Consider the following 25952-nt stretch of genomic DNA (forward strand, 5'->3'; position numbering starts at 1 on the left):
CTACCATCTTTCCGCTTATTTCAGTATTTTGCGCGCTTCACTCTCAATTGTACTGATGAAGAACATTCGCAACGTACTCTTTTACTGCATTACCATCGGTATTTTCGCGGCCCTGCTTTACTTCTTTATCCGACAGGGCACATTCCTCGAAAAAGCCGGCCAAATCACTCAAAAAGCACCAAACACTTCTTCCTGGGAGCAATTTACTGACACCTTCGGGCACAACCTCACCCACCCGCTCGCCACGCTCCTCGCCCAAATCGTTACCATCATCATCGTGGCCCGCATCTTCGGCTGGATCTGCAAGCTTATCGGCCAGCCTACCGTTATCGGCGAAATCGCAGCAGGGATTTTTCTCGGGCCGTCGGTGCTCGGCATGTTCTACCCGGAGCTCTCGGCATTCATATTTCCGCAAATCTCGCTCAGTAACTTACAGTTTCTCAGTCAGGTAGGGCTTATTCTGTTCATGTTCATCATCGGCATGGAGCTGGATTTGAAAGTACTGAAAACGAAAGCGCAGGAAGCGATCGTGATCAGCCACGCCAGCATTATCCTCCCGTTTGCGCTGGGCGTAGGCCTCGCATTATACATGTACACCGATTTTGCCCCGGAAGGCATCAACTTCCTTTCGTTTGCTCTTTTCACCGGTATCGCATTGAGTATCACGGCATTTCCCGTTCTTGCACGCATTGTGCAGGAGCGCGGGCTCTCCCGCACGCGCCTGGGCATGATGGTGATCACCTGCGCCGCCACCGACGACGTTACCGCCTGGTGTATCCTCGCAGCGGTGATCGCGATCGTGAAAGCGGGCGAATTTGTGAGCGCTATCTACACGATCATCCTCTCCGCGGCTTATGTATTATTGATGTTGCAGGTGGTGAAACCCATGCTGAAACGCATCGGCGACCATTATGCCTACCGTGAGGGCCTCACGAAACCGGTTGTGGCGCTGTTTTTCGTCGTCCTGCTCGTATCGTCCTACCTCACCGAGATAATCGGCATTCACGCACTGTTCGGGGCGTTTATGGCGGGCGTGATCATGCCGGCCAACCAGCGTTTCCGGAATATTTTTATCGAAAAAGTGGAGGACGTTTCACTGGTACTGCTATTGCCCCTATTCTTCGTGTTCACCGGTTTAAGGACCCAGATCGGCCTGCTCAACGACCCGCATTTGTGGTACGTCACCGGGCTGATCATTGCGGCGGCGGTGGTAGGCAAGTTCTTCGGGAGCGCCATTGCGGCATTGTTTGTGAAACAATCCTGGCGCGACAGTCTCATCATCGGATCGCTCATGAACACCCGCGGCCTGGTGGAGCTGGTGGTGCTCAATATCGGCTACGACATCGGCGTACTTTCACCCGAAATCTTCACCATGATGGTGATCATGGCACTCGCAACTACCTGTATGACAGGCCCCGCGCTCGACCTGATCGACAAATTCCTGCCCGCCCCGAAGGAAGATCTGCATCCGGTACACGAGCCGTCGCGCTTTTCCATCCTCATCGCCTTCGCAAGCCCGCAGGGCGGCCGCAAAATGCTGCGCCTGGCCGAAAAGCTCGCCCCCAGGCAGCCCGATGAACAGAGCATTACCGCACTGCATTTGTCGCCGAGCAGCTACCTCAACCAGGTCAATACCGAAGAATACCAGTACGAAACCTTCCGGCCGATCAACGAAGAGGCGCATGCGCTCAACACCCGTTTCACGTCGCTTTTCAAGCCCTCCCAAAGCATTGAACACGACATCATCGAAACCGCAAACGAAGGCGAGTTCGATATGCTCATGATCGGTATCGGCAGGTCGGTATTTGAGGGTACATTTTTGGGTAAAATATTAGGTTTTACCTCCAAATTCGTCAGCCGCGAGCGGCTTTTCGATACCATTACCGGCAAGGAAAAGCTCTTCCACGCCGATGTGTTCGATGAGCGCACGACGCACATTATCCGGTCGGTAAAAGTGCCCGTGGGCATTCTGATCGAGAAGAACCTGGAACAGGTAAGGCACGTTTTCATGCCGCTTTTCACACCGGAGGATCGCCGGCTGCTGCCGTTCGCCGAGCGGCTCACCGACGTGAGCGGGTTGCAGATGACGATCATGGACCCGTCGCAAACGGTAAGCCAGCACGTCGAAACCGGCGAAGCATTGCATGCATTGCAAACAAAATCGCCCGAAAATGTGACGCTGCTTTATGAAAACGTGCTCGAAAAGGACTTTTTACAAAGCCAGGACCTGATGGTGATCTCCCTTGAAAGCTGGATCAAAGCGGTGGAATCGCACAGCGTGTGGCTTTCCAACTCTCCTTCCGTGCTGATCATACGCGGCTGAGGGTCCGTAACTTACGGCCAAACGCACCTTCGCTGTCATGTTGAGCGGAGTCGAAACATCATCTGCAAAGCGCATTTGGCCTTCGACTTCGCTCAGGCAGACAACTAAGTGCCACTTTAATGCTATTTGACGCATCATCGACCCCCATGGGTTTTTAAAAGGAATAATAAGTGTTTATTTTACAGTAGCGACGCTAGCATTCCAACTCTATGATCCCATTTCTAAGCCAAAACCGCTTCACGAAGTCCATTAACCCGCAAACGATCCTTTTTTTCTTTCATAACTTCTTCACGAATGTCGGTACCACGCTGGTGTACGTCTCCGCCAATGTACTGCTCCTCGAAAACCACCCTGAATACTCGCTCCCGCTTGCCTACATCGCCGCCGCGCTGGCCGTGATGGTTTCGGGCAAGATTTACGAGCATTTCGAACATCACCTTTTATTGAAAAAGCTGAGCCTCGGGACGATGCTTTCGGCGTTGTTCATGGTAGTGGTGGTCATGGGCCTGCTGCTGGTGGGCCACGGCGTGGCTACGGCCATTGCCGTGATGGTGGGTTACCGCGTCATCTACCTGCTCATCAACCTGGAATTCTGGGGGTTATCTGCATTGGTTTTTGATGTACGCCAAAGCAAAAGGCTGTTCAGCGTGATCGGCTCGGGCGATATGCCTGCCAAAGCGCTGGGTGCTGTGCTCACGGTGCTGATCCATTCGCCGTCGGTGCTGACTATTTTGCTGGCTATCTCGCTGGTCTTCTTTGCATTGGCATTCTACACACAAATCCTCACCTTCCGCCATACCGACATTCCCAACCCGCACCACGCCCGCACGCGGACAACGGAATCGGATTCGCGCATTATTCAGAAATATTTCGGCGGCAATAAGCTGCTCACGTCGCTTTGCATTGGAATGGTGGCCATTGCCGCGACGGCGACGTGGATCGAGTACCATTTCTTTGTGAATGTCAAATACAAATTCCATAGTCAGCACGATGTGATCGTATTCGTGGGTTCGCTGCTCACGCTCACCTATGTGATTTCGACGTTTGTTAAAATGCTGTTTTCGAGCAAAACTGTGGAGCGGTTCGGCATTAAACTTACCTTATACCTGCTGCCGCTCACGACGATCGCGATCTCGCTCGGCTTGCTGGTATCGTCGTATTTCCGGAAAGACGAGCCTTCGCTGCTGGCCTATTACTGCATTGCCTATTTGCTTTTCGAGCTCGTGAGAAGGACCATTTTCGACCCGGTTTTCCTAGTGTTGTTCCAACCGCTTTCCACCAAAACGCGTTTAAAGGGCCACACGCTGGCGAAAGGACTTTTTGAGCCGCTGGGTATGCTCATTGCCGGCGCGATGCTCTGGGTCATTTACACGCAGCAATGGAGCGACATTAGCCTCACATTCGACCTATCCCTGCTTTTTGCGCTCGGCGCATTGGTTGTATTCCGCAAAACCTACCGCCATTATATGCAGGAGCTCAAATCGGCGATCAGCAAGCGATTCATCCGCAGCGGCGAAATGGCATCCCCTGCCGAAGCATTGCCGATCATCACCGAAAACCTCCAAAGCGACCGCAAGGAAGAAGTGCTGAATGCGATCGACTGGCTCGCGCGGAACAAAGTTTCGCTCTTCCGTAAGCACGCCGACGAGCTGCTGGAAAGCCCGTTCGTGCAGGTAAGGTTAAAGACGTTGCAGACGCTCTCGACCCTCGAAAAGCCCGAGCTTTCGGATGCATTCATCCAGTACATCGAGGAAGAACCCGACGCGGCCTGCCAGGTACTCGCCGTGCGCCTGGCCTGTGCGAACGGACGCCTGAACGACGAGCAAACGGCCCATTTCCTGGCCCACAGCGACCTCGACATTGTGAAAGGCACGATCATCGGCTGCTGGGAAGCCGGGAAAGCATTGCCGCTGATCCACGGTACTTTGCAACGCCTTTTCGGCTCCGAGCAGGAAAGCCACCAGCTCGCCGCGCTCGACTGCCTGAAAGTAACGGGTGTCAATTCCTACGAAAATCTGCTCAAAAGCTGCATTCAAAACGGCTCGCAGCGTGTACGCAACTACGCCATCGAAGTAGCCGCCACGGTGGGTTCCCCTGCCCTGCTGCGCGACCTGCGCCTGGTCCTCACCGGCACATTAACCCCCTCGACGATCCAGGCGCTCATCCATTCAGGCGACCTCGGCATCCGCATTATCGAGGGTTGGTTACAGGAAGATTCCACCGGCGAGCGCATCCGAACATTCATTAAAAGTGCTGAAAAGGGCAAACATGAATTTGTATTGCAAATACTTTTTAACCTTATTAAAAATATCTACCATAATAAACTATCAATTAATACAGAAAATATTGATAGTTACACCCATATTGCGGCGCTAAAGGTGCTGAGTCAATACACATTAATAACTGACTATCAAACGCTTATTCCCGAGTTTGTGGAAAAAGAGCTTATCCATGCAGGCCAGTTGCTCAACGGAATGGACGCCAGCGAAACCGATATCAGCTGGAACAATGCATTGGAATATGAGCTGCAACTGACGGCGCAACGGCTGTTTTACCTGTTCATGATGCAGTATGACAAGGAAGCTGTGCAGAGCGCGTGGAAGGGAATCCGGCAGGCGAGCAAGGAGAAACGGGCCAATTCCCTCGAACTGATCGAAAGCCTTTTGCCGCGGATGCTGTACCCGTCGCTGCATGCATTGTTTGAAAACATCTCCATTCAGAAAAAGCGCGACGCGCTGCGCCAGTACATGGGCAATGTGGAACCGGGGCTCTCGCTGATCACGATGATCCTTTCCCAGGAAGAACGGGCATTCACGACGTGGACCATCGCGCTCGCCGTGGGCAGATGCGACGCGGCCGAGGCCGACCTCGTGCATCTCGAGAAACTGGCGAACCACTCGTCCCGCCTGGTTCGTGAGGCAGTATCTCAAAAATATGCAGCCCTGGCCCAGCGGCCCGATCTTAAATTTACGCTTCGAATCCCTATGAAACACGCCGAACCTACCCAGCAGATTTCCGAAATGGAAAGGGTGATTGTCCTTAAAAACACCCAGCTTTTCGCACAGACGCCCGAGAACGTGCTCAGCTCCATCGCCCCGATTATGAAGGAAATTACGTACACCGACGGGCAGGAAATATTTGCAAAAGGCGACCTCGGCGACTCGATGTACATCATTTACACCGGCCAGGTAGGCATTTACGACGGCCCGAAACAGCTTGCATTATTCGACAAGGGCGAGATTTTCGGGGAGCTCTCATTGCTCGATACCGAGCCGCGTTCCGCCACGACCGTCGCCGAAACCGACTCGCTTGTGTTCCGCATCGACCAGGAAGATTTCTTTGAACTGATGGAAGAACGCGACGAAATCCTGCGCAATGTGCTCCGCATTCTGTGCCAGCGCATCCGCGTGCAGAATGAGAAAATGCGCCAGCTATAAGGCCCTGGGGCTGTTTTTGAGGTGTTGGAGATGTCGCTGCTTAGCGGCATCCCGGCGCTTTTGCTGCGAAGCCGTCCAGTAGGAATGCGCTTCCAGGAACTTCACCTGCACCGCGTCCCACGCAGGAATGTCCTCCACCATATCCCGCACTTTCAATTCCTCAAATAAAGTGGCGGCAATGGCTTCAAAATCGGCACGCCCGAGGTAATCCAGGTCGGCGTCGCAAATGATCTTTTCCAGCGTGTTTTGGGGGCTTTGCGGGATTTTTGTAGCCATAATCATCCCGCAGATGGTTTCAATTTGCCTGGCATTGTAGCCAAAATCCGCCAGCACCTCGCGTGCAAGCGCGCATCCGGCCTCCTCGTGGCCCTGGTAGGCGGTCAGAAAGCCGCTATCGTGGTACAATGCAGCCGTACGCAGCAATGCGAGCGATTCACTGTCGGTTATCCCTTCCAACGCCGCGATTTCCGCCGATGCCGCTACGACATCGAGCGTGTGATGGATGCCGTGGTAAAAAAGCGTGCGGTCCAGCCGGCTTTCGAGCTGCCCGAGCACATATTGTTCAGCCTTTTCGATTCGCATGGCTATTCGATCACTTCGTAGATCAGCACCGGGTTGGATTTGTTTTTGAGGTTCACTTCGCCTACCTGGGTGCATTTAAATGCCTCTTTCAGCTTTTCGTAGGCAGAATCCGGCACCACTACCTGCCCCGGTTTGGCAATGGATTGCAGTCGCTGCGCCACATTCACCACATCGCCGATCACCGTGTAATCCAGCCGTTTCAGCGCCGCCGAACCAATATTCCCCGACACCATTTCTCCGGAATTAATGCCGATCGAAACCTTGGGATGGTAGCCCGAATTATCCGAAAGTTCTTCTTTAAATCCATTGATATGGTTGCGAACGGCCAGCGAACATTCCACCGCGCGGTCGAGGTGGTATTCGCCGCGGAAAACCGCCATGACGGCGTCGCCCATAAACTTATCCACGTGCCCGCCCTGCGCGATGATTTCCTTCACCATCACATCGAAATACTTGTTGATCAGCTTCACCACACGGTCCGGCTGTTCCTTCTCCGAAATGGCCGTAAAACCGCACATATCCATAAAAACGACCGTTCCTTCAATGGTTTCGCTCGTCATCAGCGACTTTTCGAACGTTTCCTGCGTCATAAATTGCAGCACCGAAGCATCCACATACATGCGCAGAATATCGTTTTCCCGCACCGCCTTCAATGTGTCTTTCAGCTGCGCCACGTATTGGAGCGTTTTCTCCATCGTGACCTCCAAATCGCGGAAATCAATGGGTTTGGTCAGAAAATCGAAGGCGCCCCGGTTCATGGCGGTGCGGATATTGTCCATATCGCCATATGCCGATACGATAACGGATTTCAGCAGCGGGCTCATTTCGCCGAGCCGCACAAGGAGCGTCAGCCCATCCATTTCGGGCATATTAATGTCGCTCAAAACCATATCCACATCGGGATGCTCCGCCAGCACTTCCAGCGCTTGCAGGCCGTTCTCAGCAAACACAAATTCGTATTGCTGCTCGCGGATTTGCCGCCTGAACTTCTGCTTAATGAGCAGTTGCAGGTCGGCCTCGTCGTCCACTACGAGAATTTTGGCTTTCATAACAGGAGCAGTTTCTCTTTCAGTTCGTTAAAATTGACCGGTTTGGTCAGGAAATCGTCCGCGCCGAGCTGCATGGCCTGGTCGTGGTTGGCGGCATCGCCGTAAGCGGTGATCATCATCACTTGCGGGGGCGCCGAGGGGTGGTCGGTGCGGATGCGTTTGAGCAGCTCGATCCCGCTCATGCCGGGCATATTAATGTCCGAAAGGATCATCACCACTTCGGAAGGGTGATTTTGCATGTATTCCAATGCTTCCTCGCCGGAAAAAGCGAAGGAAAATTCGAACTGCCCGCCGCGGATCTCCCGGCGGAATTTTTGTTCAAAAAGCGACTTGACGTCTTCCTCGTCATCTACAACCAGTATTTTCATATTCGGGTAGGGTTAAAATCAGGCAGCGGGAATTGTGATGCGGAATTCGGTCTTTTCCCCTTCCACCGTGTCCACTTCGAGCACGCCGCCGTGGCCGTTGGTGATGATGTCGTAGCTCATCGAGAGGCCCAGACCGGTGCCCTGGCCCGTCGGCTTGGTGGTGAAAAACGGCTGAAAAATCTTCGCTTTCACATGCTCCGGCATGCCCGTTCCGTTATCCGACACCCTGATATAGAGCTTATTATCAAATTTTTTGGTACTAATTCTTACCTCCGGCTTGTAATCTCCCAGCTGGCCGGCCTCGCTAAGCCGCCGTTTTTTCTCGGAAACCGCGTAGAAAGCATTGGTAAAAAGGTTGAGAAAAACGCGGCCCAGATCCTGCGGGAGCACATTTACCGTTCCGATCGTCGGGTCAAAATCGGTCACGAGCGCGGCATTGAACTCCTTGTCCTTCGCGCGCAGGCCGTGGTAAGCGAGGCGCATGTACTCGTCCGCGAGCGCATTCACCTCCACCGGCTCCTTCTCGCCCGACGACACCCGCGAATGTTGCAGCATTCCTTTCACGATCGAATCGGCGCGTTTGCCGTGGTGCGTGATTTTCTGCTGATTTTGGCTCAAATCGGCGATAATGCCCTTGATATAGTCCTTATCGTCGTCTGCAATGCCCGTTTTTTCAATCTCCTCCTCCAACTCCTGGCAAAGCTCCACGGACACTTCGGAGAAATTATTAACAAAGTTCAAAGGATTCTGGATTTCGTGCGCGATGCCGGCGGTAAGCTCGCCGAGCGAAGCCATTTTTTCACTCTGGATCAGCTGGTTTTGAGTGGCTTTCAGTTCTTCGATGGCCTTTTGCAATTCTTCTTTCTGCTGCGTCAGTTCGTGGGTACGCTCGGCTACGAGGTATTCCAATGATTGCCGCTGCTCCCGGGCGATTTCTTCGTCACGAATCCTGTCGCGGCGTTCCTGTGCCAGCACTTTCTGCTGCTTTTTGGCATAAATCCATATCACAAAGCAGAAAAGCCAGGCGAAGAGAATGGCCATGCCGAAAAAATCGTCGTACTCGTCATGAAACTTGGGCAACACGAGCTTGAAGAAATCACTGAGCATCGACACGCCCACAAACGGCACGATCGACTGCACCAATGTGCGGATCGACCTGAAATCTTCCTCCTTGTAAAATATCGCCAGCAGTCCGATCAACGAAAGATTCCATACCCAAGTGAACATTTCCGGTTGCCTGGCCACGTAATACACCCCCAGCAGGATAAACACGTAGTAGCGTGCATATTTGAAGAAGTTCTCCCATTTGGGCCGCTGATCGGTATGCTGCATCGCCTGCTGGGCGAATTGGACGAGAAAGAAGGCTACGATAAAATGCATGTATATTATCCGGCGTTCGTTTTGCTGAAAAAAGTATCTCTATCCGGCAAAATAGTTATTTTCTCCCGGAAATTAATTCCACTACCGCAATCACGGAACCTGGCTGTTCCGACAGAATGTATGCATTGACCCGCATTAATTCCACCAACAGGCTCGCGCTCACAATCCCAGATCCCGCCAGCGCCGCGATGCAACAGATTTCCGAAAGATGTATTTTTGTTTTAACCAAAACCTAAACACATCACTATGACAGACAAAAACCCGATTTCGGAAGCAAAGCGCTATCTGGACAATGCGCGGACTATTTTGAAAGAGAAAGGAAACAAGGAAAACCGGTTTTATCGCGACCCTAAGTACGTCAAAATGGCGGGCCACACCGCATATGCAGGCGTGCTTCTTGCCCTGGACGCATGTTTCGGAGACAAGACCAAGGGCAGAAAGGACGTAGGATGGTATAAGGAGCAGCTGTCGGGCATGGACAAAACTGCCCTGAAAAACTTCATCAGCGCCTACGATCTGCTGCATGTGGCGATGAGCTACGATGGCAATACCGATTCGGATATCGCCAAACTGGGACTAACGCGCGCAGATGAAATCATCCTGTGGGTCGAGCAGCGGACTGTTACTTGCTAATTGAGCGCTTGCCGGCAGATAATCCGTGCCCTGCCAAAATGATTGGCAGGGCACGGATTGTTTTTAATAGGCTCATTATTTTGACCTTAAAATAATTTGTCGGAGCGTAAAACGGTCGATTTTAGCTAAATTTCCTAAGTACTATGCCCATCGCGGAAGCTGGCTTAGCCGACTATACACTTTTAACGATCGTTCCTGATGCAAAAGCGCTACCTCCTTTCTCTACTGCTCCTTTCGTGCCGTATGGCCTACGCCCAAACCACCGATTCCATTCCGGGCGAATACCATTTGCAGGGCGTCATGGAAACCGCCTCCGCAATCCTGCTCAAACCCGACAGTACTTTCGAAATCTACTTTTCCTACGGTGCTATGGATCGCCAGGGGAACGGGAAATGGACGTTTAAGGATGGCAACATTGTCCTTAACAGCCGCCCCAGACCTGAACGCGATTTCGCGCTGGTTACCAGCAAAACGGTATCCGACGACTTTGTCACCGTCAGAATCGTGGATAGCAATGAGCAGGTACTCCCCTTTTTTGAAACCGTCGTGAAGACTGCCGACGGCGAAAAATATGGCAAGATCAGCCACGAAGGCGTTTTTAGGACACCCAAAACCAAGACCACCGGCATCGACCTCTTCTTCACACTCGCACCGGAACGTTATACTTCATTTCCGCTGCAGTCCGATGATAATTATTTTGAATTCCGCATTGAGCCGTGGATCATGGAGATTTTCGTTGAGCATATAGTCCTCAAAATCGACCAGGACGGCCTCAGAGGTGAACATCCGCTGCTGAAAGGCGACGCGTTTTCGTACGAAAAGATGAAATGATCGCACGAAAAGCGTCGGGACAGGGATGCTCGCAGGCCGCTAGGCGTCAAAGTTGGTAGACAACGAAACTGACTTCCAATTTTCCAGCTCCGTCGAAAGTGCATTGATCTTCGCTTGTGCCAACCCGAAAGCATCTTCGCCCAGCAGCAAATGCACCGGCGGATTTTGCTCCGAAGCAACGCGGATGATGGCCTCGGCCGCTTTCACGGGATCACCGGGCTGAGCACCGTTGATCTGCTGCTGGTGTGCATCCTGCGATTCCCGCACCTTTTGATAATCCGCAATCTGATTTTTGGGAGTTGCGAATGATCCGGCGGTAAGGAAATCGGTGCGGAAATAGCCAGGCTCAACAACCGTGACTTTAATGCCGAATTCTGCCACCTCGGTCGCAAGGGATTCTGAAAGTCCCGAAACCGCGAATTTGGTAGCGCAATAAATCCCGAAACCCGGGAAAGCGCCATTAAGCCCGCCGATCGACGACACATTCATAATGTGGCCCGACTGCTGCGCACGCAGGTAAGGCATCGCAGCACGGATCACATTGAGCGTTCCGAACACATTCACGTCGAAATTCCCGCGCGATTCGGCATCGGAAAGCTCTTCGATACTTCCCGCAAGGCCGTAGCCTGCATTGTTGACGATCACATCTATACGGCCAAATGCGGCCACGGTATCGGCGATCGCCTGCCTTACGCTTGCCTCGTCGGTAAGCGACACGCCCAGGGGCAAAAACTCAGGCCCAGTATGCCCTACGGCATCTCTAAGGTCGGCTACGTTGCGTGATGTGGCGGCTACTGAGAAGCCACCTGCGAGTAATTTTTGTACGAGGGCCAGTCCCAGTCCTTTGGAGGCGCCGGTAACAAACCAAACTTTTCTGTTTTCCATCGTTCTTTGTGGATTTGATTGAACATCACAAAGGTAAAATGGACTTGCGGGGCCGGACTTGCGCGGTTCAAACAGATAATTGCGAAATTCAAACAATCCGGAATGCGGAGGGTGTTTGGCTCGTCTGCTTTTTGAAAAAATTGTTGAAATGCGCCGGCTCCTCGAACCCCAGGCAATAACTGATCTCCGAAATGTTCCAGTTGGTATGCCGCAGCAATGCTTTTGCTTCCGAAGTAAGGCGCTCGGCGATGTGCGTCGTGGTGGTTTTGCCCGTCGTTTCGCGAATGGCCCTGTTGAGGTGGTTCACGTGGACCGACAGTTGCTGCGCAAAATCGTTGGCAGAGCGCAATGCAAACCGCTGCGAAGGCGATTCGATGGGAAACTGCCGTTCCAGCAGCTCCGTAAAAACGGAGGTAATGCGCGAATTGGCATTAGGATGCTGATATAGCGCCTCGCTCGGCTGCATTTTGAGCGCATAATGAACGAGTTCGGTCACGTAGTTGCGCAGCAGGTCATATTTAAAAGGATAATCCGAGCTAATTTCTTCCAGCATTTTCTCGAAAATCTGGCTTACGTGCGCATCCTGGGCGTCGGTGAGCAGGTAGGAAGGCTTTCCGCCGATCGCGAACATCGGGAGGTCGGCCACATTGCCGCGCAGCTTTTCCGAGAAAAAACCTTCTTTGAAAATACAGAAATAGCCCGTAACTGTGTCACAGGCCGCTTCCCACGTGTAGGGCACCAGCGGGTTGAAGAACATCAGCGATGTCCCGTCGAGCTCGATGCTCTTATCGGCATAGTGGTATACATTCTTCCCGCGGATGAGCACAATTTTGTAAAAATCCCGCCGGCTATACCGCGCGGTGACGGGATTGGTCACATAATTCTCCCCCATCGAAAACACATTGAAATGCCCGATATCCTGTTGCAGGTTGTCGGGCAGCCAATTGAATTTGTACTGATAAAACTCTTCGAGTGATTCCGGCTTTTCCATGCGATAAAGTTACGAAAATCAAATAGGATAAGTGTGCACTATAAGTCCGATTATTAACTCTATGTAACCAATCGCACATTTTTATCAAATATCTATTGACATACACAGATCGAATTGTATCTTTCACACATTCAAAAGTTTCCCGAGTCGGTCAGAAATCACCTAATCCCTTCGTCGAATATGAATGCGCTTTCCCCATTGCTTTCTGAATACCTGCAAAATAATACGCTCGTGTGCCCGGTGTGCCATTCCCGGCTGACGGTCGCGACCGATCGCATTATATGCTCCTCCGGCGACTGCCGGCATTCAGCCGATCCTATTCCGATGATCCAGGGCAAAATCCCGGTTCTGGTGAACTTCGAGGAAAGCATTTTAAACAGGGAAGCGCTCATAGCCACCGCCGGTGAAAGCCTTATTCCAAGGAGCGGTAATAAGTATGACGCCATTAAGAGGATTTTCTGGGGCCGTGGCAAGAAGACGAAGATTAACCTTCAAAAATTCCTCGCGGCCGTTCCCAAATATCCCGGCAAAAAATCGTCGGTGCTGATCATCGGAGGCGGGGCGATCGGAAACGGGGCCTCGGAAATGTACAATGCGAAAGACATCGACGTGCTTTCATTCGATATTTACGCTTCTCCGAATACCGATTTCGTCGCAGACGGCCATTCGCTGCCCGTGGCCGATAATAGCATCGACGCCGTCTGGATCCAGGCGGTGCTGGAACACGTGATGTATCCGCCGCGGGTTGTGGCCGAAATCCATCGGGTATTAAAACAAGGCGGCGTCGTGTACGCCGAAACACCATTCCAGCAGCATGTGCACGAGGGTCCTTACGACTTCACGCGCTTCACCGAAAGCGGGCACCGGCTGCTGTTCAAGGACTTCCGCCTGCTCGATTCGGGATTCCTTACCGGCCTGGGCACGGTTCTGCAATGGAACGTGCGCTACGCCGCCTGGGGCCTTACCCGAAGCAGAAAAGTGGCGATCGTTGTGGCCATGGCTTTCGCGTGGGTCCGGCTGTTCGACCATCTTGTGCCGGAGTCGTTTAACGTGGATACTGCCAGCGGCGTGTATTTTCTGGGCCGCAAAGATGCGGGCCATCGATTCAGCGACAAGGACATTATCGCTCATTACAAAGGGTTTCAGCGGAAATAATGCGTTCGTAAGCCCTTACCGCTCACCCACCGGCGCCCTGTTCCGGTCGGTGATGTGGGCGAGTGAGAGCAGGATGGCCTGTAACACTACGAACGAGGCCAGCAATGCAGGTATCGAATCTTCCGGCGGCGGACCGAACATATTGAACAGCTCGGCGACGACAAAGAATGCGACCAATGCGACGAGGCCCCATTTGCCTTTCGCGGGGATAGCGCGGGTGTTTTTTACATAAATCCAGACACCGGCTATGAAAATGGCACTTTCGACCAATATCGTGGCAGGCAGCGAATTCCACAATCCCATTCCGACCTTTTGATCACCGAAAATGGTCAATGGCAAATCCGGGACATGCACGACGACATCGAGAAACCAATGGCTCAGCACAGCCAGACCTACGACCACCGCACTGCGGACGTCCTTTTGAAATAACCAATACACTCCCCCGCAGACGAGCCCCCACACGATGCCCATCATCAGGCTGTGCGTATAGGGATAATGCAAAAATTCGAAATGCGTGACCTCGGTAAAACCCGGGTGGATCTTTACCTTCTCCACATCCAGCAGCAGCAGGAAAGGCCAGAGAATGTCCACAAATTCAACTGCGACGAAGAGCGTCAGCAGCGAAACGCGGGGAGCGACCTTCTTTGCTCCGAACGCTAAACCATAGTGACCTAAAAACATATGACAAGTGGTTGATTAATGACCCTGCAAAGGTATCGGGGCCATTTCCAAACGCACTTGACCTAGATCAAGAAATCAGCTGAGCTGCTTCCGGCGGATGCGGCTGATGGTTTCGGGCGTCATGCCGAGCATGGATGCGATGTATTGCAGCGGCACTTGGGTGAATATGTCGCGATGGCTTTCGAACAGCAGGTTATAGCGCTGCTCGGCGGTCATGGAAAGGAATGAGAACACGCGGTCTTCGAGCGTGGTGAAGCAATGGGCAATGAACAATTTCTCGGTCACCGGCCATTTTGGGATGTAGTCACCGATCCTGTCATAATCCTCTTTATCAATGGTATACAAAAACGTATCGGTCAGTGCCTGGATGTTCCAGCGCGCGGGCTTCGCGAAAACCAGGCTCGAAAGGTCCGTAACAAAATAGCCCTGTGTGCAGATCCACTGGGTAACTTCGCGATCTTCGAGGTCCACGTAAATCCGCAGCAGACCGGATTTGATGAAACTCAGTTTGTTGCAGGGTTTCCCTGTTTTAAGATAATAGTCGCCCTTTCTGAGCATTTCCGGTTTGAAAAAAGAGGCTACCTTCGCCAGATCGCTCTGATCGAATTCAAAATAGGTCTGCAAATAGTTTTCGAGGTCTGTCATACATATCAGAATGGCCTTAAAGTTAGTAAACATCACCAAGCCGGGATGGTCATAATCGTACAAAAGTGTCCGAATGCGGACGCCGGATCTTAGCCAAAACCATTTACATCATTGAAAAACAGATATTTACAAAATTGGCATGTATTTTATACAATGTACTATGCAATACAATGTACCGTTTATTAGCCATGAAAATTGATTTATTGAAAGTTACCCGATCCGTCCTGGTCCTATGCTGAAAAACTATTTCACTATCGCGTGGCGAAACCTGGCCCGGAACCGGGTGTTTTCGGCCATCAACATTACCGGGCTGGCCATTGGGCTGGCCTCGTGTATGCTGATCAGCCTGTACGTTATCGATGAGCTGAGTTTTGACCGCTTCCATGAGAAGTCCGGCCGGATTGTCCGGACCACTTTTAAGGGCACGATGGCGGGCGGGATTATCAACGAGTCGCACGCTATGCCGCCCACCGCGGGCGCATTGAAGGCCGATTACCCCGAAGTGCTCGAAGCGACAAGGCTCCGGCAGAGCGGCAAACCGCTGGTTTTACACAACAACCGCATTTACAATGACGAGAAACTGGCATTTGTGGATTCCAATTTCTTTTCGGTTTTTACATTGCCTTTCATTCAGGGAAATCCTAAAACTGCTCTGCTCGAACCCAACACCATTGTTTTGTCGGAAACTGCCGCGCGGAAATACTTTGGTAAAACGGATGTAACGGGGCAGATTATCACTTTTAAAGATTGGAACAAAACCCTGCGCGTGACCGGCGTGATGAAGGATATTCCGTCCAATTCGCATTTCCGGTTCGATCTCCTCGGTTCGATGGCCACGCTCGACGAAGCCAGGTCGACTTCCTGGCTCACTTCTGAGTTTTTCACTTACCTCGTGCTGCCGGAGGGTTATGATTACAAAAAGCTGGAAGCCAAACTCCCCGCCACCGTCGATAAATACATTAGTCCTCAATTGAAACAGTCGATGGGTGTAACAATCGCCGAATTCCGCAAGCAGGGCAACAACCTCGAACTACGGCTTCAACCATTGACCGACATTCACCTGCATTCCGATTTTCAGTACGACCTCGACGTGAACGGCGACATTACCTACGTGTATATATTTGGTGCTGTGGCGGTTATGATGCTACTGATCGCCTGCATCAACTTCATGAACCTGTCCACGGCAGGATCGTCCCGCCGGGCGCGGGAAGTGGGCGTACGAAAAGTAATGGGCTCGGAAAAATCCGAACTTGTGCGGCAATTCCTCATCGAGTCGATCCTGCTGACATCCATTGCGATGGTACTTGCCATTTTGTTCGCCGTGATCGGTTTGCCGGTTTTCAATGAATTATCGGGTAAAAATCTGTCGCTGCAATGGGACGCTGTGCCGGGACTGATTCCTGCGACGTTAGGCTTCGGGATTTTGGTGGGCATTCTTGCGGGCAGTTATCCTGCATTCTTCCTGTCGTCGTTCAAGCCCATTGCCGTGCTGAAAGGCGGGGCGGCGGCCATCCGGCTTTCATCGTCCGGGCGCAGTATCAACCTTCGCAGCGGGTTGGTTGTATTTCAGTTTGCGATGTCGATCGTCCTTATCGCGGGAACTACCGTAGTGTTTCAACAATTGCAGTTTATCCGGAATAAAAAATTGGGATACAACAAAGATCAGGTGATCGTGGTGCCGGTTTGGTCGCTGGGCAAAAACGTGGAAGCATTCCGGGAGGCGCTCACGAAGGACTCGCGCGTGGAACGCGTAAGCTTGTCGGGCTATGTGCCTGCGGGGCCTTCGGACAACAACAATTTCACCGTCAACCCGGACGGAAAAACGGACCGGATGGTAAAAACACTCCGCTATGACGTCGACTACGACTACATTCCTACGCTGGGCATGACCATCGCCCACGGCCGCAACTTTTCGAGGGAATACGGCACCGATTCCTCGGGCATTATCATCAATGAAACCGCCGTTAAAACCTTCGGCTGGACGCCCGAGAATGCGATGAACCGGCTCATTACCCGCAACGATAACGACGGCAAGAAAACCACATTCCGCGTGATCGGCATTGTGAAGGACTTCCATTTCAGGTCGATGCACGAACAAATCGGCCCGCTGGTGATGACGCTCAGCAGCGGCTGGGGCTGGATGATGGTTAAAACGCGCAGTAAGGATGTTTCACCGCTGCTTGCTGCGATGAAAAGCAATTGGAACAGCTTTCAATACGACATGCCGTTCAGTTACACTTTCCTGGATGAGCGTTTTAACGAAACTTACAAAGCGGAGCAAAAAACCGGTCAGATCCTCGCCACTTTCGCCGGGCTCACCATTTTTGTCGCCTGCCTCGGGCTATTCGGCCTCGCCACATTCACCGCCGAACAGCGCACGAAAGAAATCGGCGTGCGGAAGGTGCTCGGCGCATCGGTGGCAGGCATTATCGCATTGCTTTCCAGGGACTTCCTGAAACTGGTGATCATCGCATTGCTCATCGCTACGCCCGCCGCTTGGTGGCTGATGGACCGGTGGTTGCAGGAATTTGCCTATAAAGTCGACGTTTCCTGGTGGATATTTGCGCTGGCAGGCGTACTGGCCGTGGTAGTGGCGCTGTGCACGATTTCTTATCAGTCGGTGAAGGCTGCGCTGATGAACCCCGTGCAGTCCCTTCGATCAGAATAGCCGGTGGATCAAAATACGATATCCGACCGGTCGTGAGTTATTACATTTGAGTCCGGGCTGTGTGCGCTCCGCACCGGCCCGGGCTTTGTGTGAAAGGACTTAACCGATCTCCGTATGGAACCTGTGATCCGCTGCAAAATCATCCGGCACACGCATGTCTTCCAGCCCGGCAATGTAGTGGAAGTGAGGCGGCGCATTATCGAAAAATCTGAAAATCAACCCGTTTCAGGATATTATATTCCTGATATCGGCGACGGCACGCCGGGTATCATCCCGCTTGACGCTGCCGAACCGGTGGCCGACAATGCGATTCCGGGCGACTCCTACCACGGCAAATGTGTGCTCACATCCGTTTCCAACTACTACAAAAATCCCGGTGAAGCGGGAAGCAGCCTGCAAACCGGGACCATCAAACCTGAAAACGTACGGGTTATCCATTATGCCGACTGCCAGCAACTGGTGTTCCATATGCCCGCCTACGCCTGGGACGCGGGCACATTCCGCCTTACGAACACGTGTTCGGGCGAAGTGCTGGAAGAAAAACCCGTGCGCAACCGTCTCAACGGCGGCACCATGATTTTGACCAACACACTACCCTACCGGCCCGGCTTTTACGCCATGGAAGCCGACTGGCCCGACGGCCGCACCCACCGCATTTCGTTCATCAAGTTTTCAGAAGGTTTTCCCAAAGCACCATTCGAAAATGCGACAGCCGCAATGCTGCGCGCGATCCGTAATGAAGAAGTGCATCTGTACAGCGAGCCCGATCCCTCCTATTCGTCGCCGCCGTGCCTACTGCCGCTGGTCCAGAACAGCGATCAGCAGCGACTTCGCGATTACCAGGGCATTGACTCCACAACAACTCCAACGGAGAATGGCGAAAAAGTGTATCCAACCAGCGCGATCAGCGCAACGCATCCGACCGAAGAAAACCTTGCAGTACGTCCGGCCAGCGGCATTTTCCCGACATTGGAATACACACAAAGCGGCCGCGGCGGAAGCATTTACTACCACGAGGGGCCGATCCGCATTTCTTTCGGCTGGGAGTTTGGCGGAGGCAATGCGGTAGCCATTCTTTTTATGCCTGAAACAAAACATTGGGAAGCGCAAACGGGAACGCCGCTGGCGCGCCGGGACGAGATCCTGCGGTTTGTGTGCGAACAGGTGATCCGCGACCAGGCACCCGGCTGTCGGTACGAGATCTGCGAAAACAGCATCAGTATTGTCCGGTGAGGCTTTGGAATGGTTATTGATAGGAATGCGCCATCATCAAACGCAAACCAGCAATGGCACAGAATTCAGAAACCATCGAAATCCTGAACGACCTGATCCTGATCAACAACGACCGGATAGCAGGCTATGAAAAAGCCGAAGCCGAAACCCAGGAACTTGAAAACGACCTCCGGGCCATGTTCCGTAACCTGGCCGACCAAAGCCGCGCGCACGTCCTAGACCTGACGTCGCACGTGACGCACCTGGGCGGCGAGCCCGCCACGGGTACCATGCTCTCGGGCAAGCTGTACCGCATTTGGATGGATATCCGCGCCACATTCACGTCCGACAACCGCCGGGCCGTGCTCGAAAATGCCGAAATGGGCGAAGATGCCGCCAAAAAGGCCTATGACGAAGCCCTGCAATCCGAAGAGCTCCCGGCCGACGTGCGGCAGCTCATCCTGAGCCAGTACACCTCAATCCAGTCCGCCCACGACACGATCAAGACCGAGCGCGACCGGCAACGGGACGTCTCGAAATACCCGCTAACGACCTAGCAAAGCCCCGAACGGGGCTTTTTTATTATGCCGACGCGGCATTCGGTTGCCAGAACACACGGATCTTGCTCACATCTACCGTCTGCCTGGCCTTTGCGAGATCGTAGTTCTCCTGGGCATTCAGCCAAAATTCCGGTGTCGTGTTGGCGAATGCCGTGGCGAGGCGGATTGCCATTTCCGGCGTTACGCCCTGTTTCGCATTGAGAATCGCCGATAAGGTCTTTCGGGTTACTCCCAGCCCTTCGGCCACCTCTGCGATCGTCAGTCGCTGACCTGTTTCTTCCCTTAGTCCCTCTATCGTTTCCCTGATCAGTTCTCCTGGGTGTGCGGGATCAAAAATTGCCATAGTCGTCATATTTTAGTGGTAATCCACATAGTCTACATCAAATGCATTTCCTCCTTCAAACCTGAAAATGATCCGGTAATTGCCGGACACTCTCACGGAATGGTAACCCTTTAAGTCGCCGGTCAAAGCATGGAAATGGTAACCCGGCTGGTTCATTTCGATGGCATTTGCCGCCGCATCCAGTCGCGTTAAAATAAGCCGGACCCGTGCCAGATGCGCTTGCGGCAACTTTGAACGGTCTCCTTTGCGTGCGTATAGTTCCAGCCCTTTATGCCGGTAAGTTACAATCACAAACCAGGATGTAACGTGAAACGTGTCAAGTTACAGAAAATATTTTCAACTTTTTCCCTAAATTCCTGTAACCTTTCCTTCCCCGCGCAGTTACCACATCAAAATCACGAAAACAGAGAGCGACGCATTGAATACCCTGACCGACAATTCGCTGATGCTCCGGGTGAAATCCGGGGACCTGGATAAGATGGGCTTGCTCTTTGAGCGGTACAACCGGCCGCTGTTCGGATTCTTTTACCACATGACGCACAAAAGCGACCTCAGCGAGGACCTCGTGCAAAATGTGTTTTACAGAATGCTAAAATACCGGCATACGTTTACGGGCGACGGTGAATTCCGGACGTGGATGTACCACCTGGCGAGGAATGTCCTCAACGATTCAGTGAAACAAAACAGGTCGTTCAATTTCTATGATGTGAACGAAGTCGCCGACCGGCTGGGCGGCGGGATGCCGGCCGACGAAAACCTGGAACGCCAGCAGGATAAGGATTTTTTGCACGAAGCCATGGGCGCACTAAGTCCGGAATACCGGGAAGTGCTGATTTTGAGCCGGTTTCAGGAAATGAAATACGACGAGATCGCCAAAGTGCTCAACATTAACGAAGGAACCGTGAAAGTGAGGGTTCACCGGGCATTGGGAGAATTGAAGAAGAGGTTTTTTACAAATGAAAGACGATAAGCACATGAGCTGCGAACATACCAAAGGCAAACTGACCGAATGGCTCAACAATAACCTGGAACGGAACGCGCAAATGGAGATCAACCGGCACCTGGCCGAATGCCTGAGCTGCCAGGAGGAATTTGCCGCCGATAAGCAGATCTGGGACGGCATGGGGAAAATCAGGATACCCGAACCCCGGGGAGCCATGCGGGCGAATTTCTACACCATGCTCGACGAGTTCAAGGAAACGGAGAAAGCGGCGGCGCGGTTTTCGTTCCAAAGCATGATGGAAAGCATCCGCGATAGCATACCGGCCCAATGGACGGTACCGCAATGGACATTACAAGTCGGGTTCAGCCTCCTGCTCGTGGGCCTGGGATGGGTGATCGGCAGCCGCACAAACCGCAGCACGCCGAATGTGGCCGCCTACCAGCAGCAGATCGAAGCGCTGGCCGCCCAGGTGCAGGACATGAAAAGCTCGATGATGCTGTCGCTGCTAGAAAACCCTTCGGCCACCGAGCGCCTCCGGGCCGTGGGTTATACAAGTGAGATCGCGCAGGCAGACGATCGTGTCCTGGAAGCGCTTTTTACCACCTTAAACAACGACCCTAACGTAAATGTCCGGCTCGTAACGCTCGAAGCGCTCACGCAATACGCGGGCGAAGCGTCCGTGCGTGAAGGGCTGGTGAAGTCCCTTGCATTGCAGGACTCTCCGATGGTACAGGTGGCAATGGCCGACGTGATGGTGAAGTTGCAGGAAAAGCGGTCGGTGAAAGCATTGAAATCCCTGTTAAAAAAAGAAGACCTGAACGACCTCGTGAAAGTGAAGATCGAACAGACCATTAAGGACCTTTCATAAACCTAAATCAACTATTAGCCATGAAGTATTTTTCAATCCCCCTGCTGGCGGGAACAGTGCTCTGCTGTGCCCAGGCCGCGGCGCAAAAGCTGGAACACAAGGAGCGCGTCAGCAAGGAATTTACCATCAGCGCGGGCCAGGCTGCTAAAAATGTGCTGGCGATTTACAACATCAACGGGTCCATTAAAGTGGAGGGCTACAATGGCGACAAGGTCATGCTCGAAATCGACAAGAAGATCAGTGCCAAAACGCAGGCCGTGCTGGACGAGGGTAAGGCGGAGTTAAAACTGGAAATCGAGCAGCGCGCCGACAGTATTATCGCCTACATTGCCAACCCGTTCGATTCGCGCCCCAACCGCGGCCGCCGCAACTGGGACGGACCCAATATCCAATACGATTTCGAGCTCGATTTCACAGTTAAGGTTCCCTACTCGCTCAATCTGCACGTTTCGACGGTCAATGGCGGGGATATCAATGTGAACGACGTAACCGGTTCGCTGGGCGTCCGCAATGTGAACGGCGCGATAAAAGTCGCCAATGCCAAAGGAACGGCCAGTATGCACACGATCAACGGCAATGTGGAGGTGAACTTCGTGACAGTGCCGCCCGGCGAATCGGATTTCAAAACGCTGAACGGCGATGTGAAGGTAAGCTATCCAGCCGCGCTGGCCGTGGATTGTCAGTTCAAAACCTTCAACGGGGATTTCTTCACGGATTTTCCCAATGTGGAAAGACTTCCGGTACGCGTGGTGAAGAATGCGGAAAACCGCGAAAACAAAACGGTTTACAAGCTCAGCACCGAAACCTTCATCCGCATCGGCAGCGGCGGCCCTACGTATAAATTCGAGACATTCAATGGCAATATTTATCTTAAAAAACAATCATAGCAAAATGAAAACCCCGCGCATTATCGCCCTCGCAACACTCGCAGTGCTCAGTACCTTATCGGCACCCGTGTTCGCACAGGGAGATTTGAAAGAACAACTCACCATTCCCCTCACCGACCCCGCCAAGCCCGGCACACTGAAAGTCCACCTCATCAGCGGTTCCATCCGCGTGACGGGTTACAGCGGCAACCAGGTAGTGATCGAGGCATCGACGAAGCAGCCGGACAAGCCTGAAAAGCCCAGGGAGAATACCGAAGGCATGAAACGGATTTCGAAAAACGGCTCGCTCGATATTTCGGCCACGGAGGAAAAAAATGTAGTGAATGTAAGTTCGAGACTGATCAATGCCCGCATGGACCTGAACATCAAAGTACCGATGAAATTCTCGCTGAGTGTCGGCACGGTCAACCAGGGTGATGTGCTGATCGAAAACGTGGATGGTGAAATGGAAATCACGAATGTGAACGGCGACATCCGGCTGGTCAACATTTCGGGATCGGCCGTCGCCAATACCGTGAACGGCGTGCTGAAAGCGAACTTCAAAACGGTGGACGCCAAATCGCCGATGGCGTTTTCGACGCTGAACGGCAATGTGGATGTGACGCTGCCGGCCACCGCCAAATTCGACGTCAAAATCAAATCCGACCAGGGCGAGATTTACAGCGATTTCGATGTGGACGTCGATAAGTCCGCGCCGCAGGCCACGCGTAGCGCCAAGGACGGCATGTACAAGGTGACCATCGACGACTGGGTGAAAGGCAAAGTAAACGGCGGCGGCAGCGAGATCATGATGAAGAATATGAACGGAAATATTTACGTGAGGAAAGCCAAATAACGCACCCCGAACATGCCCCAACGCCTCTGGCAGATCGTCTGTCAGAGGCGTTTTCTTTGGCCTGTACGAAACCTTTCCCGGGAGCGCGCCGGCTATTCAATTGTCGCGCCCAGTTCCAGGAGCATTTTCTGGAGGTCGTCCAGCTTTTTGGTCTTCACGGCCGCCATAATCTGATCGGTCGTAGCCTCGGCAGTTGCGATCGCTTCGAGGTAAATTTTCTTCCCGGCATTCGCCAGCTTCACGTACGACACGCGCGCATCGCGGCTGTTCGCCTCCCTTTTTACATACCCGAGTTTCTCCAACGGCGACAGCATCCGGGTGATTCCCGAGGCCGTCAAACCCACTTTTTCGGCCACATCCGTACGCCGCAATTTCTCGTCCTGCGCATTCGCCAGGTGGTGCAAAATCATGAATTCGTTGAGGCTGATCCCGTGACTTCCCAGTTTGGCATCGAAGCGTTTGGCGGTCAGTGTTTGGATCATGGTAAGGTTTAAAAACAGTTTAAGTCCCTGAGAAATAGTTGACATAAAATTGAAATGTATTTGATTATTAGTTGATATATATTTGAGTTATCAAGTATTATGCAAATATAAAACTATTCTAACAAATTGAAAAGCAGCATTATGCTTTACTGCTCAGCACCCTACCCTGAATGCGAGCGGAGCAATTGCCGGTAACTGTTCAGTACGGAAGATTTGGAAATGAAACCCACGAACTCGCCGTCGCCTTTCACCACCGGCAAATTCCAGGCGCCGGTTTCATCGAATTTTTTGATGACGGTTAAGACATTTTCGAACTCCTGCACGACCGCCGGGGCCGGCTTAACGAGGTGGGAAATTGTGAGCATCGTATAGCCGTCCGCCGTGAAGAGCAGCGGCCGCACGTCGTCCATCGAAATGGTGCCGACGAATTTGTTGCCTTCTCCCAAAACCGAGATCACGTTGCGCTTGCCGGCGCGGATAAGACCGGCCAGTTCCTCACGCGAAGCATCCACATGCACCACCTGAATATCCTTGTCGATGAGGTCGGAAATGTGGAGCAGCGAGAGCAAATTCCGGTCGTGCTCGCGGGTGAAAATCTTGCCTTGCCGGGCGAGTTTTTCGAGGTCGGGCGAGACGGACGAAAACCATTTGGCCATCGAAAATGAGATGACCGAAACGATCATCAGCGGAATAAACAGGTCGTAGCCATACGTCGATTCGGCGATGAGGAAAATGGCGGTGAGCGGCGCATACAGCACCCCGCTCATCACCCCTGCCATACCCACGATCACGAGATTACTTTCGGGCACATGCTCTATCCCCAGCTGCGTACACACGAGCGCGAATGCATAGCCGACAAGCCCGCCGGCGAACAGCGAGGGCGCGAAGTTTCCGCCGTTGCCGCCGCTGAAAATTGTGATGGAAGCCGAGAATGCTTTGAGCAAACAAATGACCGCGACGAACACGATCACCACCCACTCGTGGTACCCGATAAAACGGAAAAAACTGTTGGCGATCACCTCCTGGATCTGGCCGTTCGTAATGGCCTTGATCGTGTCGTAGCCCTCGCCGAAAAGCGGCGGGTACAGCACGCAAAGCACGGACAGCACCGCCCCGCCGATCGCAGCTTTTTGAATGCGCCCCATTTTGAGGTTATGAAACCATTGATCGACATACTTGCCGATCAGCACGTAATAACGCCCGTAGAGGCCGCACAGAATGCCGAGAAGCAGGTAGAACGGGATGTTGTGGTAATCAAACGGCGCGCGGCTGCTGAACTGGAATAATACCGACTCTTTGAGCAGTACTTTGGACGTGAGACTGCCGCAAACCGCCGCCACCACAAGCGGGAAGAAATCGAAGAAAACGACGCCGGTCAGCAGGATTTCAAATGCGAACATCATCCCCGCAATGGGTGCATTGAAGGCCGATGCAATACCCGCCGTAGCGCCCGCGGCGAGCAGCAGCGTCCGCTCGCGGTAATCCAGCTTGTAAGTCTGCGCGAAATTGGACCCGATGGCCGCGCCCGTCACGGCAATGGGACTTTCCAGCCCCGCCGATCCGCCCAGCCCCACGGTGATCGCGCTCTGCACAATTTGCGAATACATTTTAACGGAAGACACAATGCTCGAATTCTGTGCGATTTCATACAGCACGGCCGCAATGCCTTTGCGGTCCTGCCCTTTGAAGAAGAACTGGACGACCACGGTGGTCAGCACAATGCCCAAAAAGGGGAACAATATGTAGAAAAACACTTGCCGCTCGAAATGAACGCGGTAAGTGATCACGTGGTGAATGTAATGCACGAGCGATTTCAGCACCACACCGGCCAGGCCGCAGGTAATGCCCACCAGGATACCGGAAAGGATCAGGAACTGGTTCCGGCTCAGGATACTTTTCAGCCAGAACAGGACGATTTCGTAGCTTTTAGCTTTTTGGAGGCTATAACGGGTAAAGTTTCGTCTGAACTTCAGGAAACTGTAAAACTTCTTAATGCTGCTTCTATTCACGATCAATCCCTTTACAAGGCGGGTAACGGCTTGTACTAAAACCTAAAAATAGCGTTCCTGCCCCGCCGGCAAGCATTAAATGGATGTTTGATTATTTGTTAAATTATTTAACATTGTTAAAACTTCCATTTGGGTGTTAATCTGGCACAAAAAAGCCCGCTGTCGGATAGCAGCGGGCTCGAATT

At 52.7% G+C, this 25952-nt stretch carries 24 protein-coding genes; 12 read left to right on the forward strand and 12 right to left on the reverse strand.

Annotated elements, in window-relative coordinates:
• The first annotated feature begins 55 nt into the window (after positions 1–55).
• Positions 56–2323, forward strand: coding sequence for a cation:proton antiporter domain-containing protein (locus DFER_RS05460; RefSeq protein ID WP_041734762.1), 2268 nt, complete (start codon positions 56–58; stop codon positions 2321–2323).
• Positions 2324–2532: 209 nt separating this feature from the next.
• Positions 2533–5760 carry a cyclic nucleotide-binding domain-containing protein gene (locus tag DFER_RS29080; RefSeq protein ID WP_015810611.1) on the forward strand — a complete coding sequence of 1076 codons (3228 nt, stop codon included), beginning with the start codon at positions 2533–2535 and terminating at the stop codon, positions 5758–5760.
• Here the strand turns inward: DFER_RS29080 and DFER_RS05470 are convergent.
• Genes DFER_RS05470 through DFER_RS05485 form a run of 4 tightly spaced genes read right to left on the reverse strand, consistent with a single transcriptional unit; the run spans position 5755 to position 9139 of the window.
• On the reverse strand, positions 5755–6342 hold the full coding sequence (locus DFER_RS05470) for an HD domain-containing protein (protein WP_015810612.1): 588 nt from the start codon (positions 6340–6342) through the stop codon (positions 5755–5757). The two genes, DFER_RS29080 and DFER_RS05470, sit on opposite strands and share 6 nt — an antisense overlap.
• A 2-nt stretch (positions 6343–6344) precedes the next feature.
• Positions 6345–7391, reverse strand: a complete 1047-nt coding sequence (locus DFER_RS05475; RefSeq protein ID WP_015810613.1) for an adenylate/guanylate cyclase domain-containing protein — start codon at positions 7389–7391, stop codon at positions 6345–6347.
• Positions 7388–7759: a response regulator gene (locus tag DFER_RS05480; RefSeq protein ID WP_015810614.1), complete on the reverse strand. Its 372-nt coding sequence runs from the start codon at positions 7757–7759 to the stop codon at positions 7388–7390. Before DFER_RS05480 ends, DFER_RS05475 begins: the two co-directional genes overlap by 4 nt.
• Positions 7760–7777: 18 nt before the next feature.
• Positions 7778–9139, reverse strand: coding sequence for a sensor histidine kinase (locus DFER_RS05485; RefSeq protein ID WP_015810615.1), 1362 nt, complete (start codon positions 9137–9139; stop codon positions 7778–7780).
• Between the two features lie 246 nt (positions 9140–9385).
• On the opposite strand from DFER_RS05485, the gene DFER_RS05490 reads away from it, so the two are divergent.
• Complete coding sequence (locus DFER_RS05490; protein ID WP_015810616.1) at positions 9386–9772, forward strand: DUF5618 family protein; 387 nt, start codon at positions 9386–9388, stop codon at positions 9770–9772.
• A 198-nt stretch (positions 9773–9970) separates the two neighbouring features.
• Positions 9971–10603 carry a hypothetical protein gene (locus tag DFER_RS05495; RefSeq protein ID WP_015810617.1) on the forward strand — a complete coding sequence of 211 codons (633 nt, stop codon included), beginning with the start codon at positions 9971–9973 and terminating at the stop codon, positions 10601–10603.
• 39 nt (positions 10604–10642) lie between these two features.
• On the opposite strand, the gene DFER_RS05500 is transcribed toward DFER_RS05495, so the two are convergent.
• Positions 10643–11488, reverse strand: coding sequence for an oxidoreductase (locus tag DFER_RS05500; protein WP_015810618.1), 846 nt, complete (start codon positions 11486–11488; stop codon positions 10643–10645).
• 88 nt (positions 11489–11576) lie between these two features.
• Positions 11577–12479, reverse strand: coding sequence for a helix-turn-helix domain-containing protein (locus tag DFER_RS05505; protein ID WP_015810619.1), 903 nt, complete (start codon positions 12477–12479; stop codon positions 11577–11579).
• Between the two features lie 180 nt (positions 12480–12659).
• Between DFER_RS05505 and DFER_RS05510 the strand changes: the two genes are divergently transcribed.
• Positions 12660–13634, forward strand: coding sequence for a class I SAM-dependent methyltransferase (locus DFER_RS05510; protein ID WP_015810620.1), 975 nt, complete (start codon positions 12660–12662; stop codon positions 13632–13634).
• Positions 13635–13649: 15 nt separating this feature from the next.
• Here the strand turns inward: DFER_RS05510 and DFER_RS05515 are convergent, their stop codons facing one another.
• Together DFER_RS05515 and DFER_RS05520 are read right to left on the reverse strand one after the other, a co-directional pair.
• Positions 13650–14315 (reverse strand): hypothetical protein, encoded by a 666-nt coding sequence (locus DFER_RS05515; RefSeq protein ID WP_015810621.1) that lies wholly within the window; start codon positions 14313–14315, stop codon positions 13650–13652.
• A 75-nt stretch (positions 14316–14390) separates the two neighbouring features.
• Positions 14391–14993, reverse strand: a complete 603-nt coding sequence (locus DFER_RS05520; protein ID WP_015810622.1) for a Crp/Fnr family transcriptional regulator — start codon at positions 14991–14993, stop codon at positions 14391–14393.
• A 199-nt stretch (positions 14994–15192) separates the two neighbouring features.
• Between DFER_RS05520 and DFER_RS05525 the strand changes: the two genes are divergently transcribed.
• The 3 genes from DFER_RS05525 (at position 15193) to DFER_RS05535 (ending at position 19397) form a co-directional block, all read left to right on the forward strand.
• Entirely contained in the window at positions 15193–17628 is a 2436-nt protein-coding gene (locus DFER_RS05525) for an ABC transporter permease (protein ID WP_015810623.1), read from the forward strand.
• A gap of 114 nt (positions 17629–17742) precedes the next feature.
• Positions 17743–18861: a hypothetical protein gene (locus DFER_RS05530; protein ID WP_015810624.1), complete on the forward strand. Its 1119-nt coding sequence runs from the start codon at positions 17743–17745 to the stop codon at positions 18859–18861.
• Positions 18862–18914: 53 nt separating this feature from the next.
• Positions 18915–19397, forward strand: coding sequence for a PA2169 family four-helix-bundle protein (locus DFER_RS05535; protein ID WP_015810625.1), 483 nt, complete (start codon positions 18915–18917; stop codon positions 19395–19397).
• Positions 19398–19422: 25 nt separating this feature from the next.
• Here DFER_RS05535 and DFER_RS05540 read toward each other — a convergent pair whose 3' ends face one another.
• On the reverse strand, positions 19423–19743 hold the full coding sequence (locus DFER_RS05540) for a HigA family addiction module antitoxin (RefSeq protein WP_041735960.1): 321 nt from the start codon (positions 19741–19743) through the stop codon (positions 19423–19425).
• A 12-nt stretch (positions 19744–19755) separates the two neighbouring features.
• Positions 19756–20034, reverse strand: coding sequence for a type II toxin-antitoxin system RelE/ParE family toxin (locus DFER_RS05545; RefSeq protein ID WP_015810627.1), 279 nt, complete (start codon positions 20032–20034; stop codon positions 19756–19758).
• Between the two features lie 154 nt (positions 20035–20188).
• Here DFER_RS05545 and DFER_RS05550 point away from each other — a divergent pair, with 154 nt between their 5' ends.
• From DFER_RS05550 to DFER_RS05565, 4 genes are read left to right on the forward strand one after another with little or no spacing between them, the layout of a single operon-like run.
• Positions 20189–20713, forward strand: a complete 525-nt coding sequence (locus tag DFER_RS05550) for an RNA polymerase sigma factor (RefSeq protein WP_041735963.1) — start codon at positions 20189–20191, stop codon at positions 20711–20713.
• A complete protein-coding gene (locus DFER_RS05555) occupies positions 20700–21554 on the forward strand; it encodes a HEAT repeat domain-containing protein (protein ID WP_015810629.1) in 855 nt (284 codons plus the stop codon). The genes DFER_RS05550 and DFER_RS05555 overlap by 14 nt, the downstream gene beginning before the upstream one ends.
• 20 nt (positions 21555–21574) lie before the next feature.
• A complete protein-coding gene (locus DFER_RS05560; RefSeq protein WP_015810630.1) occupies positions 21575–22441 on the forward strand; it encodes a DUF4097 family beta strand repeat-containing protein in 867 nt (288 codons plus the stop codon).
• Between the two features lie 4 nt (positions 22442–22445).
• Positions 22446–23276, forward strand: coding sequence for a DUF4097 family beta strand repeat-containing protein (locus tag DFER_RS05565; RefSeq protein ID WP_015810631.1), 831 nt, complete (start codon positions 22446–22448; stop codon positions 23274–23276).
• Between the two features lie 92 nt (positions 23277–23368).
• Here the strand turns inward: DFER_RS05565 and DFER_RS05570 are convergent, their stop codons facing one another.
• Both DFER_RS05570 and DFER_RS05575 read right to left on the reverse strand, forming a co-directional pair.
• Positions 23369–23758, reverse strand: coding sequence for a MarR family winged helix-turn-helix transcriptional regulator (locus tag DFER_RS05570; protein WP_143828675.1), 390 nt, complete (start codon positions 23756–23758; stop codon positions 23369–23371).
• 161 nt (positions 23759–23919) lie between these two features.
• Complete coding sequence (locus DFER_RS05575; protein ID WP_041735966.1) at positions 23920–25767, reverse strand: chloride channel protein; 1848 nt, start codon at positions 25765–25767, stop codon at positions 23920–23922.
• Positions 25768–25952 lie beyond the last annotated feature (185 nt).

The organism is Dyadobacter fermentans DSM 18053, assembly GCF_000023125.1.
GTDB lineage: Bacteria > Bacteroidota > Bacteroidia > Cytophagales > Spirosomataceae > Dyadobacter > Dyadobacter fermentans.

Excerpts from the sequence above, each read along its gene's own strand:
- DFER_RS05460 (WP_041734762.1), top strand. The coding sequence starts at position 56 with ATGAAGAACATTCGCAACGTACTCTTTTACTGCATTACCATCGGTATT.
- DFER_RS05515 (WP_015810621.1), bottom strand. The coding sequence starts at position 14,315 with ATGTTTTTAGGTCACTATGGTTTAGCGTTCGGAGCAAAGAAGGTCGCT.
- DFER_RS05530 (WP_015810624.1), top strand. The coding sequence starts at position 17,743 with ATGGAACCTGTGATCCGCTGCAAAATCATCCGGCACACGCATGTCTTC.
- DFER_RS05475 (WP_015810613.1), bottom strand. The coding sequence starts at position 7,391 with ATGAAAGCCAAAATTCTCGTAGTGGACGACGAGGCCGACCTGCAACTG.
- DFER_RS05540 (WP_041735960.1), bottom strand. The coding sequence starts at position 19,743 with ATGGCAATTTTTGATCCCGCACACCCAGGAGAACTGATCAGGGAAACG.
- DFER_RS05490 (WP_015810616.1), top strand. The coding sequence starts at position 9,386 with ATGACAGACAAAAACCCGATTTCGGAAGCAAAGCGCTATCTGGACAAT.
- DFER_RS29080 (WP_015810611.1), top strand. The coding sequence starts at position 2,533 with ATGATCCCATTTCTAAGCCAAAACCGCTTCACGAAGTCCATTAACCCG.
- DFER_RS05495 (WP_015810617.1), top strand. The coding sequence starts at position 9,971 with ATGCAAAAGCGCTACCTCCTTTCTCTACTGCTCCTTTCGTGCCGTATG.
- DFER_RS05485 (WP_015810615.1), bottom strand. The coding sequence starts at position 9,139 with ATGCATTTTATCGTAGCCTTCTTTCTCGTCCAATTCGCCCAGCAGGCG.
- DFER_RS05470 (WP_015810612.1), bottom strand. The coding sequence starts at position 6,342 with ATGCGAATCGAAAAGGCTGAACAATATGTGCTCGGGCAGCTCGAAAGC.
- DFER_RS05510 (WP_015810620.1), top strand. The coding sequence starts at position 12,660 with ATGAATGCGCTTTCCCCATTGCTTTCTGAATACCTGCAAAATAATACG.
- DFER_RS05550 (WP_041735963.1), top strand. The coding sequence starts at position 20,189 with ATGCTCCGGGTGAAATCCGGGGACCTGGATAAGATGGGCTTGCTCTTT.
- DFER_RS05570 (WP_143828675.1), bottom strand. The coding sequence starts at position 23,758 with ATGATCCAAACACTGACCGCCAAACGCTTCGATGCCAAACTGGGAAGT.
- DFER_RS05480 (WP_015810614.1), bottom strand. The coding sequence starts at position 7,759 with ATGAAAATACTGGTTGTAGATGACGAGGAAGACGTCAAGTCGCTTTTT.
- DFER_RS05525 (WP_015810623.1), top strand. The coding sequence starts at position 15,193 with ATGCTGAAAAACTATTTCACTATCGCGTGGCGAAACCTGGCCCGGAAC.
- DFER_RS05505 (WP_015810619.1), bottom strand. The coding sequence starts at position 12,479 with ATGGAAAAGCCGGAATCACTCGAAGAGTTTTATCAGTACAAATTCAAT.
- DFER_RS05560 (WP_015810630.1), top strand. The coding sequence starts at position 21,575 with ATGAAGTATTTTTCAATCCCCCTGCTGGCGGGAACAGTGCTCTGCTGT.
- DFER_RS05535 (WP_015810625.1), top strand. The coding sequence starts at position 18,915 with ATGGCACAGAATTCAGAAACCATCGAAATCCTGAACGACCTGATCCTG.
- DFER_RS05555 (WP_015810629.1), top strand. The coding sequence starts at position 20,700 with ATGAAAGACGATAAGCACATGAGCTGCGAACATACCAAAGGCAAACTG.
- DFER_RS05565 (WP_015810631.1), top strand. The coding sequence starts at position 22,446 with ATGAAAACCCCGCGCATTATCGCCCTCGCAACACTCGCAGTGCTCAGT.
- DFER_RS05520 (WP_015810622.1), bottom strand. The coding sequence starts at position 14,993 with ATGTTTACTAACTTTAAGGCCATTCTGATATGTATGACAGACCTCGAA.
- DFER_RS05500 (WP_015810618.1), bottom strand. The coding sequence starts at position 11,488 with ATGGAAAACAGAAAAGTTTGGTTTGTTACCGGCGCCTCCAAAGGACTG.